Raw genomic sequence first — 15,491 nt, 5'->3', positions numbered from 1 at the left:
AAATACAAACAGGAGGGATTTAAATGGGTGAAAACAAAACTGGCGCCGATATGCCGATCGGCCTGATGATGTCTTTGGCGCGGCACCAAAACGCAATGAAAAACTTCGCCCTTCTCGGCGACGAGGGACAAAAATCCGTGATTCAGTACGTACAGGATTCCGTCACCGGCGAAGAGGCGAAAAGCCGCATTCAAAACGCCGTCAGAAACCTGGAACAGGGCAACAGCGGATTTCTTGGTTAATTCAGCTGTAAATCCAATTATCCATAAAAGAATTCCTGTAACACAATGAAATCGCCGCCATAAAATGTTATAGAGATACAAGGTTCCAATTTGTGTTAGGAGGATGATTTTATGGATAGAAACAATACGGATCCGGCTGTAGCAGCTCAGAATACGCAAAGCAATCCGAACAGCAGAAGTACAGGAAACATCAAAGAAGCCGTCTGCATTGACGCGGCGCGGGTATATGATTCCTGCAGTTCAAAAGAGTACCTGGAGGATATGAGAGTCTTTTTCACTCCCGACAAGCATGACCTGATCGAGCACGCATGCAACGTGCGAATCCGGAGCGCCGAAGTCATCAAGGTATTTCTCCACCTGGAGCCCGTTCCGTTCAATCAGGGGTTTTACGCCGTAGACCTGAACTTCTTCTTCGATGTCTGCCTGGACGTATTCCTGCCTCAGTCCGCCTGCCCGAATGTTCTGCATGGCGTATGCCTTGCAAACAAGCGCGTGATCCTGTTCGGCAGCGACGGCAATGTGAAAACCTTTGAATCCGGCTGCAGCGCAGATCCTGACGTTGAAGTGACAACGGGCAAAGTGCTCCCGAAAGCCGTCTGCAGAGTCTCCGAGCCGATCGGACTCTCCGCAAAGATCTGCGACCGCCCGCCGCAAGGCTGCGACGTGTGCAGCGGAATTCCTGAAAGCATCAGCGCCCTGTACGGAGCGGAGTTCGATTTTGGATGCAGTCACGCCATTTATGCGACGATCGGTCTGTTTACCATCACTCAGCTGGTCCGTGACATCCCGATGCTGATCCCATCCTACGAATTCTGCATTCCGGAACAGGAATGCCAGCCTACATCCGACAGTCCGCGCGAGATGTTCCGCCGCATTGAATTTCCTGCCGAAGACTTTTTCCCGCCCAAGGTCAGCGATATCTCCAGCGATAAAGGCAAGAGCGGAGAGAACGCATAACAAAAGTCCCCGTCTGATGTTTCCTTCAGGCGGGGATTTTTATGGAAGGGATGCCTGAGCACCTATTCCAATTTTTCCAGGCGGGCAAAATTCGCCATCAGCTTTTTTGTCCCGGCCTTGTCAAATGCAATCTCCAGCAACGTGTCATTTCCCACGGCGGAAGCGGAAAGGATCACTCCTGTCCCGAATGTCTTATGAACAACTCCGTCGCCGGCCCGGAAGACAAGCTTCGCCGCCGGGGCCGGCTGAAAGGCCGGCCTGAAATTGCGCGCAGCAGTCGTAGTGACCGCCCTGGCTTCCCTTGCCGAAGTCGGAACGGCAATCCCCGGCTTCGGTTTTTGCCAATCCCTGGAGCGGCTTCTCTCCGTCAGATCCTCCGGGATTTCCTTTAAAAAACGCGACGGAAGGTTGTGGAGACTGCTCCCGAACAGCATCCTGTATTCTGAATTCAGGATGTAGAGCTCTTCCCTGGCCCGCGTAATGGCAACATAAGCAAGCCTGCGTTCTTCTTCAATCTCCCCCGGATTGTACAGCACCTGCATTCCGGGAAAAATCCCCTCTTCAAAGCCGGGCAGGAAAACGACCGGAAATTCCAATCCCTTCGCCGAATGCATGGTCATCAGGACGGCAGAATCGGAGGAGCCGTCATAATTGTCGATATCCGTCAGCAGCGAAACTTCCTCCAGGAATCCGGAAAGGCTCGATTCCTCTCCGTTGTCCTCCTCATATTTGATCAGGTTGGTCGACAGTTCCCGCACGTTGTCGGCGCGGTCCTGCGCGTCTTCCTCCCCGGAAATCATCAGCGCGTCAAGATATCCGGTCTTTTGGAGAAGCTGCCGGTACAGCTCCCCCAGCCCGACCGTTTCGTCCGAAGCCAGGTCGGACAATTCCTGTATCATTTTTGCGAAAGCAAGAAGCTTTGGGGCCGCGCGCCGAAGCGGCTCGAATTCGTCCGCGCGGCTGATAACCGAAAACAGGCTCTCCCCCAACTGAGCGGCTATTTCCGCGGTCTGCGCGATGGTCTTGTCCCCGATCGACCGTTTCGGCCGGTTGAGAATGCGCTGAAGCCTGACCTCGTCGTCCGGATTGTTGATGACATTCAGGTACGCGATCATATCCCGGATTTCCCGGCGGTCGTAGAAGCGCTGCCCTCCGATGATCCGGTACCGGATTCCCGACTTGGAAAAAATTTTCTCCAGAGCATTCGATTGCGTGTTCATGCGGTACAGAACGGCAAAATCCGAAAATTTTCGTCCGGCGGCCACCCCTTCCAGAATCCGGTCCGCTATGTAGGAGGCTTCGTCCTGTTCGCTGGAAGCAGTCCTGACCTGAATTTTCCGTCCCGCCGGATTTTCCGTCCACAGAGTCTTTCCCTTCCGGTTTTCATTATTTGCGATCACTGCGTTCGCCGCGGCCAGAATCGTCTTGGTGGAACGGTAATTCTGTTCAAGACGGATGACCTTTGCGTGCGGAAACGATTTTTCAAAGCTCAGGATATTTTCAATCGTCGCCCCGCGGAATTGATAAATGCTCTGATCGTCGTCCCCCACCACGCAGAGGTTCCGGCTTTTTTCCGCCAGCATTTTGACGAAAACATACTGCGCATGGCTGGTGTCCTGGTACTCGTCCACCAGGACGTAGCGGAACCGGTTCTGGTAGTACTCCAAAACTTCCGGTTCCTGCCGGAACATCAAAATCGTATTGAAAATCAGATCGTCAAAGTCCATGGCATCCGAATTTTTCAGCGAGCTCTGATAAATCCGGTAGGCCGCGCCGATCTTTTCGGCCCGCTCGTCCCCTCCCGCGTCTCTGATATACTCTTCGGGACCGATCAAATTGTCCTTTGCGCGGGAAATTTCCGCGAGGATCGCCTTAAAGGAAAGCTTCTTGTCGTCGATGCCAAGTCTTTTCTGGCAGTCCTTCATCACTCTGCGGGAATCCTCGGTGTCATAGATGGTGAAATGCCTGGTAAAGCCCAGACATTCCCCGTTCCTGCGAAGCATGCGCGCGCAGGAAGAGTGGAAAGTGGAGGCCCAAACTTCCCCGCCGTCCTCGCCCAGCATGGCGCCCAGCCTGTTCTTCAGCTCTTCCGCCGCCTTGTTGGTGAACGTAATGGCGAGGATGCGCCAGGGGGGGCAGGGATCAGCCGCAAGCCTTTCGATGATCTGCCGGGGCAGTTCCCCTCTCCCTTCCAGAAAAAGTGAAATTTCCTTCTGCTCTTCTCCGGTCAGTTCAGGCTCCGTCGCGGACTCATAGGCGCTGCCGTAACGGACCAGGTTGGCGATCCGGTTCACCAGTACGGTTGTTTTCCCGCTCCCGGCTCCCGCCAAAATCAGAAGCGGACCGCTGACAGCGAAAACCGCTTCCTTTTGTTTCGCATTCATCCGGGAAAATTCTTTTTCGAGGACTCTTTTCCTTAATTCATTCCGTTCAGACATATACTCCACCGCCAGAAATTAAAATCGGGTCTGCCGCCCGTGTGCTTTCATTGTATCTTATTCTGCAAAAAAGTGCAAACCGCACCGTTCTGAAAACAGTGCCGGCAGAAAAAATCGCCCGCACGCATTGTGCGGGCGATTTCAAACATTAAAATTTATAAAATTCAGCCCAAAATACTGAGCAATACGCCCGCCGCCACCGCGGAGCCGATCACGCCTGCGACATTCGGACCCATCGCATGCATCAGAAGGAAATTGCCGGGATCCTCTTCCTGGCCGACTTTCTGGGTGACGCGCGCCGCCATGGGAACCGCGGAAACGCCCGCTGACCCGATCAGCGGATTGACCTTATACCCGCTCATGTGGCACATTAATTTGCCGAACAGCACGCCGCCGGCCGTCCCAACACCAAAGGCCAGCAGGCCGAGAATCACGATCTTGATCGTTCCCCAGGAAAGGAAAAGGGTACCGGTAGCGGTTGCGCCGACCGTAGTGCCGAGGAAAATCGTGATGATGTTCATCAGTTCATTCTGCGCAGTCTTGCTGATGCGTTCCACAACTCCGCTTTCCCGGAACAGATTGCCGAGCATCAGCATTCCAACCAGAGGAGCAGCATCGGGCAGCAGAAGGGAGATCAGGACTGTGACGATGATCGGGAACAGGACTTTCTCCAGTTTCGAAACCGGGCGAAGCTGTTCCATCCGCACGAGGCGTTCCTTTTTCGTCGTCAGGGCCTTCATGATCGGGGGCTGAATGATCGGGACCAGCGCCATGTAGGAATAAGCCGCCACCGCGATGGGGCCCAGAAGCTCCGGAGCCAATTTGGAAGTCACATAAATGGCCGTCGGACCGTCGGCGCCGCCGATAATCCCGATGGCACCCGCCTGTTTGGTGCTGAACCCAAGGAAGACCGCGCCGATGAAAGTTGTAAATATGCCGAGCTGAGCCGCCGCGCCGAGCAGAAAACTCTTCGGATTGGAAATCAGCGGGCCGAAATCCGTCATCGCGCCGATTCCAAGAAAGATCAGCGGCGGGTAAATTCCCAGCTTCACGCCGAGGTAAAGATAATAAAACAGTCCGCCGTTCTCCGAACCGGATGGTGCCGCCATGATGGCCGGATACAGATTGACCAGCAGCATGCCAAATGCAATCGGCAGCAGCAGGAGCGGTTCGAACTGCTTTTTCACCGCAAGATAAATTAAAACTCCGGCAATTGCAATCATAACGTAATTTCTTGGGTCGTTTTCGGCCAGACCTGAAGTCTGAAATATCTTTATAACGGATTTTACGAATTCATTGAATACAGTCACTTTAACAGCCCTTCCCTTTTCCCGTCTTGATGGCTAAAACGGCCGTGTATTTTCCAGCAGACCCGCGATCTTCCATGAAGACCGGCCAAAATCCGGCGCCGCCGCGCGGCGTACAGAGGAAACGACCCCGCCGGGGATCGCGCTGGAAGCCGCCGCCGCGAGCACCGCCAGCACCTCATCCGGAATTCCCTCACCGCCGGCCTGGATTCGCAGCGGCGATTCCCCCTCCGCTGGCTCCGCCGCCCGGACCGGCTCAAATTCTGGGAGCGGCCGCGCGTCCCGCAGCTGTTTTTGATCGTGTCTGGACTGGATTGAATGTACCGCATTGCCGTATCCCTTAATAATCAGCGTCAGGAAAATCAGCATCAAAAATACAACTACAAGTCCGGTGATCAAAACTGTCAGTGATATTTGCACTTCCTGTTGAACATTCATTCGCATATCCACTCCCAAATTTAAAGATTCCGACAAACACATTGGATGATTTTATAAGCACGCTATCTAATTATAACCAATCCCGTATTCGATTTCAATTGTATTTCGCCATTTTTTGATTTTTTATGTTTCATCATTTTCTGATTTTTATTGCATATCGGGCGGCTCGGAATTATAATATAAAGAAGAAAACCAAGGGAGGGCGGGAGCTTGGGAGAAGAGGAATTTCGCCGTTCGTTTCGCGACCCGTTCCACAACAGCCTTGGGCTTGCGGTATACAGCTGCGGTGTCCAACGCTGCGCCTCGTGCCATTCCTGGGGTCCCGCCGTGCGCGACCACTATTTGATTCACTATATTCTCTCCGGGCGCGGAACCTTTCGCTGCTCGGGAAAACAGCACCGGCTGTCCGTGGGGGACGGATTTCTCGTTGTGCCGTCTCAGCTTGTCTCCTACGCCGCGGACGGCAAGGAACCCTGGACCTACTGCTGGGTCGGATTCAACGGAAGCGATGCGAAACGCCTGATGGAACAGACGGGCCTTTTAGACCGCGAGCCGGTTTTCCATTATGAAGGCGACGACCGTCTGGAACGCCTGTTGACTGGCATCTGCAATTCTTCCGGTTCAAGTCCCAGCGAAGAAGCCCGCATGGAATCCGGGCTGCTTTTGTTTCTCGCCGAACTGATGGACCGGTTCGGAAAGCCCGCCCAGCCGCAGGACAACGGTTACGAATATGTAAAAAAGGCAATTAAATTCATCGATTACAATTATTCCGGCGACATCACGGTCAGCAGCATCGCGTCCAACGCGGGGATCAGCCGCAGCCATCTCTACCGCCTGTTCATGCGGCATATTTCCATGCCGCCGAACGAATACCTGATGCGCTACCGGGTCGGAAAAGCGGCGGAACTTTTAGCGGCGGGAGACCTGACGGTCGGAGAGACAGCCTATTCCACAGGATTCTCCGATCAGCTGTATTTTTCCAGGGTGTTCCGGCGGTATATGGGAATTCCTCCGAGCCGTTATGCCCTCGGCAGGGGAAAAAGTGTGGGAAAGGAGAAAAAGATATGAGCGAGGCTACCGACCGGATTCAGAAATGGGTCGGACAAATCGAAGAATCCAAGGCGGTGGAATGGGACCGGCTGCCGGAAATTTATCTTTATATGGACCAGGTGCTGACTTATATGAACAAACAGCTCAGCCTGTATGAAAGAGATGAGGGCACGAATCTTTTGACCTCCAGCATGATCAACAACTATGTCAAGGACGGGGTTCTTCCAAGGCCGGAGCAGAAGAAGTATTCCCGGGACCACTTGGCGATCCTGACCGTCATCTGCATGCTCAAACAGGTCCTTTCCATTCAGGACATCTCTCTACTGGTAAAGATCCTGCTGCTGAACGCCTCGCAAAGCGAAATATACGACCGGTTCTGCAGCGCTCAGACAGCCGCGATGAAAGAAGTCTGTGACCGCATCCGCTCCACATCGCAGAGCGAAGCGGATCTGACCCGGCTGGCCATCGAGCTGTCCGTCGAGGCGAACGCGCGGCGGACAGCGTCGGAACGGATTTTGAATGAACTTGCAAAAAGCGCTGAGGAAAAAACGGAGAAAAAGAAAAAGTAAATCTTACCCCGCATCTCAAACAGGTGCGGGGTTGTTTCTTTGAACCATAATTGCAATTTCACATAATATGGTAATGTAACTTCAAAGGAGGGGGTTCCATATGTGTGGGATTGCAGGTTTTTGTAATTACAGCGAAGATTTTACGGAAGAGGCCCCTTTTCTAGGTCAGCTTGTCAGGCGCATGGGAAATACGCTCCGGCACCGCGGACCCGATGAAAATGGGGTATTTGTTTCAAATCACGCGGCTTTCGCCCATCAAAGGCTTGCAGTCATTGATTTGGAGGGCGGCAAGCAGCCGATGACAGCCTATTCGGGCGGTTACCGATACACGATCGTTTACAATGGGGAACTTTACAACGGCGGTGAACTCCGCCGCGAGATGGAATCCGTGGGATATGTTTTCGAAACCACGAGCGACACGGAAGTGCTGCTCAAATGCTATATTCATTACGGTTCGGAATGCCCCAAAAAGCTGAACGGGATTTTTGCGTTCGCCGTCGACGACGAGAGACGGAACCGCTGTTTTCTCTGCCGGGACCGGTTCGGTGTCAAGCCTCTGTTCTATACGGTTTCCGGGGACCGCCTGGTCTTCGGATCGGAGGTCAAGGCCCTGCTCCAATACCCTGGGATCAATCCGGTCCTGGACCGTCAGGGGCTCTGCGAGATTCTTGGCATCGGCCCCGCGCGCACGGCGGGCACCGGCATTTTCAAGGATATCTTTGAGATCAAGCCCGGATATTCGGCGATCTATGACAGGGACGGATTTTCCACAAATCCATATTTCCAGCTGCAAAGCTATGAGCATCCCGACAGTTACGAAGACACTGTAAGCCACGTCCGCTATTTGGTCGAGGATGCGGTAACCCGGCAGCTCGTTTCCGACGTGCCGCTGTGCACGTTTCTCTCCGGCGGTCTGGACTCCAGCGTGATCACATCGATCGCCGCGCGCAGATACCGCGAGTCAGGGCAGATCCTTTCCACCTACTCCTTTGAATTTACGGGAAACGACCGGTATTTCAAGCCTTCCGCCTTCCAGCCGGATGCCGACGACCCCTGGGCGGCAAAAATGGCGGAGTACTGCGGGACGGACCACACCGTCCTGAAATGCGACAATTTAAGCCAGGCCGACAAGCTTTATGACGCCGTCGACGCAAAAGACATGCCGGGCATGGCAGACGTGGACTCCTCCCTCCTTCATTTTTGCAGACTGATTAAAAAGGAACATGTCGTGGCGGTCAGTGGGGAATGCGCCGATGAGATTTTCGGCGGCTACCCGTGGTTCCACAAAAAGGAAGCATTCGAGGGACACTGTTTCCCCTGGTCCCCCGATCTCTCCGTACGGACGGACCTGTTCAAGCCGGAAATCAACGACGCGCTCGATCTGGAGGCCTATGTCAACCAGCGCTATGAGGAATCCATCGCGGAAGTGCCCAAACTGGAGAACGAAAGCCCGCAGGAAGCGCGGCGCAGGGAAATCTCCTATCTGAATATCAAGTGGTTTATGAGCACCCTCCTGGACGACAGGGCAGGGATAGTATAAACCAATGAGGAGTGGGACAAGAAAGTCAGGAAAATAGGCACTTTTTCGACACGAACTGGTTCATGTAGACCCTGCTTTTTGCTTTATCGACCAAGGTCTACATAAACCAACATCAGTGTTCGCCTCATTTCGACATCAGGCGACCCTGAAGTGCCGATTCCTTATACCAGCCCGATGTGTGCATAGCCGCCCGGCAGGAATTTTTGAAATCTGATTCATGTAACATTTAAGAAAAATCAGCCTGCCATGTGTGCGAACCTCCCCGGCAAGCGGACAGGAAATTCCCGCTCAAAGCCGTGCAAAGATTTATAGAACCGATTTCCCACGGACAATCTTTATTCCAAACACCGCCCACATATATTTTACCAATGAGAATTTCGCGAGGTGAAATATATGTCCGACGATTCAAAAAGAATTGAACTGCCAAAGACGTTGCAGGAACGGATGTTAAAATTCTTTTTGAAGGCGCAGCGCAACGCCGTGGAAACGGATATGGACCGCGAAAAAAATGAGCCGCCGCAAAATCCTATCAATCAAGATGATGGGAGCAGTGGCTGATGGAAACAGCGATCTATGTCCGCGTATCCACGGAGGAACAGGCGCAGGAGGGTTTCTCCATCCGGGCGCAGGAGCAGAAGCTCAAGGATTATGTGAGAATCAAAGATTGGTCAATCTATAAAATATATGCCGACGAGGGCATCTCCGGAAAAGACATCACCGGACGTCCTGCGGTCAAAGAAATGATAACGGACATAAAAGCCGGATATGTAAAGAACGTGCTGGTTTTCAAGATCGACCGCCTCACACGCTCCACGGCGGATTTGATTTATCTGGTTGACCTGTTTAACGCCAATGACTGCGAATTCAACTCCCTGATGGAGTCCATTGATACACAGACGGCATCCGGCAGGATGTTTATCAAAATCATCGGCATCTTCGCGGAGTTTGAGCGCGAAAACATCATCGAGCGAACAAGGGTCGGCGTCGAGCGCAAGGTGAAGGAAGGGTATTCGCTCTGCACATCGTCGGCAAGTTTCGGATATGACCGTGTCAAAGGTCAAAAAATACAAACGGTAAATCCCGCCGAAGCTGAAGTCGTGCGGGATATTTTTGGCATGTTTGTAGACAACGGATTGACGCTCACAGACATTGCGCGGCGGCTTAATTTGCGCGGGATATCCACGAAGCAAGGCAAAACATGGGCTTCCGGAAAAGTCAGACGTGTCCTCGCCAATTGCAACTATGTGGGCGATGTGCGTCACCACATGAACGATTCCAGGCACAAGCGGGAATACGACGGCTTGCATGAAGCGATTATCCCGCAGGAACTTTTTGATGCCGCGAATGGCATCCTTGAGGAAAACAAAAAGGTGGGAATCACAAAGCCGCCGAATGACGATAAATATTTTGCAGGATTTTTGGTATGTGCAAAATGCGGATACAAGTTGAAAACCTATGAATCCCGCAAAAAATTAAAGACGAAAATTCAAATCACAGTCGGATATGTATGCCGTAATCATACGCTCGGGACCTGCACCGTCGGCAGCATGAGCCACAAGAAAGTGGAGGCGGCTTTCGAGGAATACATCTCTGAAATTGCTGATTTTGACGCTGTGGATACACGTTCCCTTGCGGAAGAGGAAAAAGCCAAGCATGACAACAGTGAAGCAATCTCATCGCTGGAAAACAAGCTGAAAAATCTTGAAACGAGGGAACGTGAAACGCTGGAACGGTATGTCCGCAATGAGATTGACTTTGAGGATTACCGCCAGATGAAAGACCTTGTCGCGTCGGATAAACAGGTTCTGGGCGCTGAACTGGAACGCCTCAAGGCAGCTCAGAACCCTGTAGCATCAAAGCCGCAGGAAATCGCATTGAACTTTAAAAAGAACTGGGATGGATTATCGAACCCGGAACGCCGCGCTTTCCTGAAACAGTTTGTAGAGAGAATTGTCATTGAAAGCGTGAAGACGAAATGCGATTATTTTGGGCAGGTGAAGATTCGGGAAGTGAAGTGGAGAATGTAAATGCTTTTGTCCCGTATGAACACGCTGAAAAATTTTTAAGAAAAATCAAAAGCACTTATGCGTTTAGGTGTCTAAACCTTGTGTAAACTCAAAATGTGGTTGTAAAGCGGAGCAAATCAATGTGTGATCCAGAAATGGTAGATAGGCCATTTAATAAAACTTTTTTGAAGGTCGCTACTCATTCTATCAAAGTGCATTTCGGCAGCATCTTTATTCTTAAGTAACAAGTATGCCCCAACTTTAATCCGCTCTTCAGTATTTGTGTTTTCAGCGAGTTCCAATAATTGTATACGTTCAGCCTTGTTCAAATCTCGGATTCGGCCCATCACCTGTAAAAAATTAATTAGGCGAATAGGAATTGATAAAGTTTCTTCAGGACATTCTTTAAATATCCATTGTGACAACTGCTTTGCAGTTTCAAGAAGCTCCTTTTTTCCACAAGAGTCATACGCTAACAATATTGTAAGAAGGGAATTATTTGCAACAACAAAGATCTCATAATCATGATGTTGTAAATAAATTCTCCTAAACGATGGAAGGATGTCATCAAAATAAATATTTGAGATAATTTTCCAGCCCTCTTGATCGATAATGGCGCAGGGCGGAGCAAAATGCCGAACATCTTCTACTGTATATCCATACAGAAAGTGGTCAGAAAAGAAATCATGGATTTTTGCAGTATCATCTACATCTATTTCGGTATGTACAAGTGCAATCCTCACATCTTCAATTCGTAGCTGATAAGAAAATGGAAGATCTTTACGCATTCCTTTTATTGGTTCCTTATCAATAAAAGCTTTACACAAAATATTGAGCTCTCGCCAATCTCTCTCAGACATATTTTTAATATTAATGTCTTGCGTGATATGTAGAATGCTAAAAACATTTACAACATTTTCTAAAAAGGAGAGCTCTTCATTTGCTTTCTGGCAACTTTCATCTGTCAGCTTTGAATCTAATGGAAACCTAGTAAATTTTCCATTCATTTCAAATCCACTAGCCTTCACAAAAGCAATCCAAAACGCCAAGTCAGTAGCTCTTTGGCGGAGGGAGGAACAAGGAGTGTAGTTAATTGTTGCCTTCTGCTTTGGTGAGTCAGTTTTAGACCGTGGAAACGTGAAAGTAATACTCTGCCCAAATTTAAGCTGGACCTTATCAATATAATCGAGGACGACATACTTTTCATAATACTGTTTACCATTGACAGAGATATGATTAATTACCTCATGCGAGATAATTCTTTCAGCTGTATCGGTAATCAAATCTACAGGATAGTGCACTTCTGTGCCAATAACTTTTGCATAAACATATACATCCTCGTTCAAAAATGCATCAATTGGATTGTGATATTGTCCGGTTCCTGCTACAGTCAGACTAAGTTCCTGCAATAATTTCTGTTGTTGCAGATCATCTACTGACGGTATTTCACTTAAATCATGCAAGATTGATTGTTTTCTCTTATGTTCATAAAAAGAAAACAATAATGTTTGAACAACTTTTATATCAGAAGGGAAAAGTCTGAATTTAATATTTTTCGTTGACTGATCTGGTGCATACTCTAATATTTTTTTGATTTTAATCGGAAGCATGTCATTGTAATAAATCCTATGCTTCTTTCCATCACTTGAAATATGCACAACAAAATAGATGACACCGCCCTCGCTTAAATAATTTCTCAAGTCAGACAATGCGACAGGATATTTTATTATTGTCTTATTTGCAGGGACCTTCCTTTGTGTGCCTTTTACCTGAACAGCGATTCTTCCAATAAAATTTTCTTTCTTTTTCCCTTTTTCAGAATATAGATACACAAAGCCATCAAAAGATGGTTCCTTGTCATTATCCGCGATGAACTGGTCAAGATAATCAGATTCCACGATGATATCTCTCACGGCATTTACTGCTTTGGTTTCGATGGCTTTCTGATCTAGCACTCTTTAGTCACACATCCTTCTGTTTCTTCTTGCTCAAATTCACATTTCTGCAAATTTTTATATTATTTTATCCATAGTAGATTATGATAGCTTCTTCACTTACCGTTTCGTCAAAAAGCCTTGTTCAAACGCCTGTGGAAATAAGAATGTTTTCTCGGCCTTTCCAAAAGCAACCGTTATCTTATCACCCACGATTTTCAGCACAGTACCTTCACCGAATGCCTTGTGGGATACCGATGAACCGATTTTTACGCCCGAGATATCAACCTTAGGCTTTGCGGAGGCCTGTGCCGTAGGGGCCGAAACGGAATGAAATGTTGGCACTACTTGCGGCCTACCTGTCGGAGCCGCCGGATGACTCTGTATTATTGATTTTTCCCGTTCGGGTTGCTTTTCCGTAGATTTGGGCGGCGTGGAGTCGTCGCTATCCTCATCCTCATCATCGGAATAATCGGCATCGTCAGCATCGGGCAAATCAGGAACATCTTCAAATGCCTGGTTCAGCGAAGTTAAGGAAATTTGTTGAGAGCCAAATAACCGATCATACTCCTCACGAGTAAGAACCGTGTCATATCCGCCAACGGCTTCACCTTCGTGCTTATCAACACCCGTGTAGTTGAGGCTGGAATCTTCATAGCGTTTGAATTTATAGACGGCGTCGTTCATCAAAGCTCCATTGAAAACGCCAAGTGAAACAAGCAACTCGAAATCTTTTACATCCAAACCGGTCACACGCTTGAACAGCCCCGGTTCCAACTGCGTGATGACATCACGCAGGCTGTATTCGCGGAAATCCGTCAGATACATAAAGATGGGAATGCGTGTGGCGAATTTGATCAGTTTTTCCTGAATCAGCTTGCGCTTGGACTTGTATTCCTTTTCTTCGTCGGAGAGTTCCTTTTTCTCCTTGGGCGTGAGTTTTTCACCCTTCGCCTTGGCCTTTTTGACTTTTTCGGAAGCGATGATAATATCGTTAATTTCCGTGTTCAGGCTGCGGAATCCTTCGATACTCATCAAGGCTTTCATAGCGTCTTCGCTTGCCATAAGCCGAGCGAGGGTATCGTTGTCCACATTGACGAGAAGCGCGCTCTCCCAACGCCGAGCGAGGAGTGTCGCGGATGTTCCGGCAAGGGCAATGTCCAGAATATCGGTTTCGTTCAGACGCTTCATCGTGCTGCCGTCGTACGCCAGAACAGGCAGAAAATTGATAAACTCCGCCACTTTCTTTTCCGGATTGCCCTCGTTGATATCCAATCGGCAGCTATAATCGGAAATCTCTCGCAACGCACGGTCAAGCGCAAAGTCAAAAACATAGCATTCACGCTTCATAATTTCCTTTTTTCCCGCACCGAGGTCAATCTCCCATGGACTTTGCACGCGGAACGCCGCTTGGAAATAAGTTTCCGGGCTGGAAAGGTTACGCAGCATGAAGATGCCCGTCCATGGCCTGACGGTGACGCCGGTGGTCAGCTTGCCGCAAGTGAGCGTGATGGTCTTTGTTTTAAGCGGATCGCCCATAGAACGCAAAACCGGTTTCAAGGCGTCCGCGCCCATCCCCGCGCTCGGCCCGGCGCAGACCGTTACTTTATAATCGCTAAAAAAGCTGTTATTACGCTTTTCCAGAAGATTCTTCATGGCAAAGCAGGAGGCGACATTCGGCAGAAACCAGAGCGTGTGCGTCAGTATTGAGAGAAGCCGGCTGTTGGAGTAGGGCATTTCCGGTTTTTTCGCGCCAAGTTTCAAGTCGTCGGTCGTGGTGCCCAGATATGCGCCGCGAATCAGGTCGAGCCATTTCTGAACATATTCTTCAAATTTGAACTTGGCGTTTTCTCCGCGCCCCTCGGCAGAGAAAAACACGTTCAGATCAAACTCGTCAAATTCCCCCTGCTGGGCGATCTGCCGAATGCTGTCCGGAATTTTATAGGTCATCAGAACCATTCTCGGCAACGACAAATAGGGATTGCCGGGGGCGTCGCCCCAGTTCTCCTTTGCGCGCTGCTCATCGGAATAGGTCCAGTTGTATATCTGATCTTCTATAAATTCCCCGGAGTTGATCGCTCGGAACGGAGTGCCGGAAAGATACAGGTATCGTGAGGTCGTGATAGGCAGAAAGGTTTCATTGATGGCGTTTCCAGCCTCTTCCTGTGCATACGTTTCTGTATCGAGCGATTCATAAACATCCTCGTCTTCCGATTCAAAGAGCTTCTTTGCGTTCTCGCGCCATGCGCCGAAATGATATTCATCGAAGATAACCAAATCCCAGTTTGTTGCATGAACCCATTCGTTCTTCGCTTTGATCCCGCCGTTCTCGTTTGTCCCAAGATAGTCCTGAAATGAGCCGAAGCACACGATCGGGCGCGACAAATCTGCGGTTTCATAAGTCAGTTCTGATGTCCGGGAAATGAACTGCCATCCTTCAAAATCGACGTGGGTCATCAAATCTTCTTCCCATGCGCTCTGCACGGCGGGCTTAAAGGTCAGCACCAATATTTTCTTTAAGCCCATCTTTTTTGCAAGCTGATAGGCGGCAAAGGTTTTCCCAAAGCGCATCTTGGCGTTCCACAGAAATTTTGCAGTACGAGTGCGCCCTTCTTTTTCAGCCGACTTAAAATACTCGATAGTCTTGTCCACCGCTTCCCTTTGCTCCGGGCGCATGGAAAAGGTCTGTGTGCGGTTTTCTATATTCTCGGTCTTGTCGCGCACGGCGATATATGCCGCCTCAAGCTCACGGATGGTGCAGCGAAACCACTCGCCGCCCACACTTTGAATGCCGCGCCGCTTCAGTACGCGGTGAATATCATGGTCGGTGAAAGTGCCGCCGTCGGAGTACATCGCCGAGTCCTGCCACACAATGCGGTAAGGGACCTTTCCATCCGGGCGTTTGGTGGGATACTGCTGCGCCACACGGTGACCCACGTCCACCGTGGTGTAGCCAACCTTCAAGAGCCCACGGTATTCGGGGTTCGAATCCTCGTAGGCATAAATCATT

At 50.0% G+C, this 15,491-nt stretch carries 12 protein-coding genes; 7 read left to right on the top strand and 5 right to left on the bottom strand.

Annotated features, from left to right (window positions below; all coding sequences use genetic code 11):
* The first annotated feature begins 23 nt into the window (after positions 1-23).
* Both EQM14_RS07125 and EQM14_RS07120 read left to right on the top strand, forming a co-directional pair.
* A complete protein-coding gene (locus EQM14_RS07125; protein ID WP_128742301.1) occupies positions 24-242 on the top strand; it encodes a YdeI/OmpD-associated family protein in 219 nt (72 codons plus the stop codon).
* A 111-nt stretch (positions 243-353) separates the two neighbouring features.
* Positions 354-1,199, top strand: coding sequence for a hypothetical protein (locus EQM14_RS07120; RefSeq protein ID WP_243112696.1), 846 nt, complete (start codon positions 354-356; stop codon positions 1,197-1,199).
* Between the two features lie 62 nt (positions 1,200-1,261).
* Here EQM14_RS07120 and EQM14_RS07115 read toward each other — a convergent pair whose 3' ends face one another.
* The 3 genes from EQM14_RS07115 to EQM14_RS07105 all read right to left on the bottom strand — a co-directional run bounded on the left by EQM14_RS07115 (position 1,262) and on the right by EQM14_RS07105 (position 5,382).
* Positions 1,262-3,583: an ATP-dependent helicase gene (locus EQM14_RS07115; protein WP_243112694.1), complete on the bottom strand. Its 2,322-nt coding sequence runs from the start codon at positions 3,581-3,583 to the stop codon at positions 1,262-1,264.
* Between the two features lie 218 nt (positions 3,584-3,801).
* Positions 3,802-4,947, bottom strand: a complete 1,146-nt coding sequence (locus EQM14_RS07110; RefSeq protein WP_205703213.1) for a sodium ion-translocating decarboxylase subunit beta — start codon at positions 4,945-4,947, stop codon at positions 3,802-3,804.
* Between the two features lie 33 nt (positions 4,948-4,980).
* Positions 4,981-5,382 carry an OadG family protein gene (locus EQM14_RS07105; RefSeq protein ID WP_164918999.1) on the bottom strand — a complete coding sequence of 134 codons (402 nt, stop codon included), beginning with the start codon at positions 5,380-5,382 and terminating at the stop codon, positions 4,981-4,983.
* A 210-nt stretch (positions 5,383-5,592) separates the two neighbouring features.
* Between EQM14_RS07105 and EQM14_RS07100 the strand changes: the two genes are divergently transcribed.
* From EQM14_RS07100 to EQM14_RS07085, 5 genes are all read left to right on the top strand, one after another.
* Positions 5,593-6,450, top strand: coding sequence for an AraC family transcriptional regulator (locus tag EQM14_RS07100; RefSeq protein ID WP_128742297.1), 858 nt, complete (start codon positions 5,593-5,595; stop codon positions 6,448-6,450).
* Entirely contained in the window at positions 6,447-7,001 is a 555-nt protein-coding gene (locus EQM14_RS07095; RefSeq protein ID WP_128742296.1) for a DUF1836 domain-containing protein, read from the top strand. The genes EQM14_RS07100 and EQM14_RS07095 overlap by 4 nt, the downstream gene beginning before the upstream one ends.
* A 100-nt stretch (positions 7,002-7,101) precedes the next feature.
* Positions 7,102-8,541, top strand: a complete 1,440-nt coding sequence (gene asnB, locus EQM14_RS07090; RefSeq protein ID WP_128742295.1) for an asparagine synthase (glutamine-hydrolyzing) — start codon at positions 7,102-7,104, stop codon at positions 8,539-8,541.
* A 393-nt stretch (positions 8,542-8,934) separates the two neighbouring features.
* Positions 8,935-9,099 carry a hypothetical protein gene (locus EQM14_RS16325; protein ID WP_164918998.1) on the top strand — a complete coding sequence of 55 codons (165 nt, stop codon included), beginning with the start codon at positions 8,935-8,937 and terminating at the stop codon, positions 9,097-9,099.
* Positions 9,099-10,568, top strand: coding sequence for a recombinase family protein (locus EQM14_RS07085; RefSeq protein ID WP_128742294.1), 1,470 nt, complete (start codon positions 9,099-9,101; stop codon positions 10,566-10,568). Before EQM14_RS16325 ends, EQM14_RS07085 begins: the two co-directional genes overlap by 1 nt.
* Positions 10,569-10,684: 116 nt before the next feature.
* Here EQM14_RS07085 and EQM14_RS07080 read toward each other — a convergent pair whose 3' ends face one another.
* Positions 10,685-12,502 carry a DUF4365 domain-containing protein gene (locus EQM14_RS07080; RefSeq protein ID WP_128742293.1) on the bottom strand — a complete coding sequence of 606 codons (1,818 nt, stop codon included), beginning with the start codon at positions 12,500-12,502 and terminating at the stop codon, positions 10,685-10,687.
* 99 nt (positions 12,503-12,601) lie between these two features.
* Positions 12,602-15,490, bottom strand: a complete 2,889-nt coding sequence (locus EQM14_RS07075; RefSeq protein WP_243112692.1) for a GIY-YIG nuclease family protein — start codon at positions 15,488-15,490, stop codon at positions 12,602-12,604.
* Position 15,491: the final 1 nt, after the last annotated feature.

This window comes from Caproiciproducens sp. NJN-50, assembly GCF_004103755.1.
Taxonomy (GTDB): Bacteria; Bacillota; Clostridia; order Oscillospirales; family Acutalibacteraceae; genus Caproicibacter.
The sequence above is the reverse complement of the archived record's forward strand: the minus strand, read 5'-3'. Positions and strand labels throughout refer to the sequence as shown.

What these genes read in the sequence shown, in the direction of transcription:
- EQM14_RS07125 (WP_128742301.1), top strand. Translation starts at nt 24, where the DNA reads ATGGGTGAAAACAAAACTGGCGCCGATATGCCGATCGGCCTGATGATG.
- EQM14_RS07120 (WP_243112696.1), top strand. Translation starts at nt 354, where the DNA reads ATGGATAGAAACAATACGGATCCGGCTGTAGCAGCTCAGAATACGCAA.
- EQM14_RS07115 (WP_243112694.1), bottom strand. Translation starts at nt 3,583, where the DNA reads ATGAATGCGAAACAAAAGGAAGCGGTTTTCGCTGTCAGCGGTCCGCTT.
- EQM14_RS07105 (WP_164918999.1), bottom strand. Translation starts at nt 5,382, where the DNA reads ATGAATGTTCAACAGGAAGTGCAAATATCACTGACAGTTTTGATCACC.
- EQM14_RS07095 (WP_128742296.1), top strand. Translation starts at nt 6,447, where the DNA reads ATGAGCGAGGCTACCGACCGGATTCAGAAATGGGTCGGACAAATCGAA.
- asnB (WP_128742295.1), top strand. Translation starts at nt 7,102, where the DNA reads ATGTGTGGGATTGCAGGTTTTTGTAATTACAGCGAAGATTTTACGGAA.
- EQM14_RS16325 (WP_164918998.1), top strand. Translation starts at nt 8,935, where the DNA reads ATGTCCGACGATTCAAAAAGAATTGAACTGCCAAAGACGTTGCAGGAA.
- EQM14_RS07085 (WP_128742294.1), top strand. Translation starts at nt 9,099, where the DNA reads ATGGAAACAGCGATCTATGTCCGCGTATCCACGGAGGAACAGGCGCAG.
- EQM14_RS07075 (WP_243112692.1), bottom strand. Translation starts at nt 15,490, where the DNA reads ATGATTTATGCCTACGAGGATTCGAACCCCGAATACCGTGGGCTCTTG.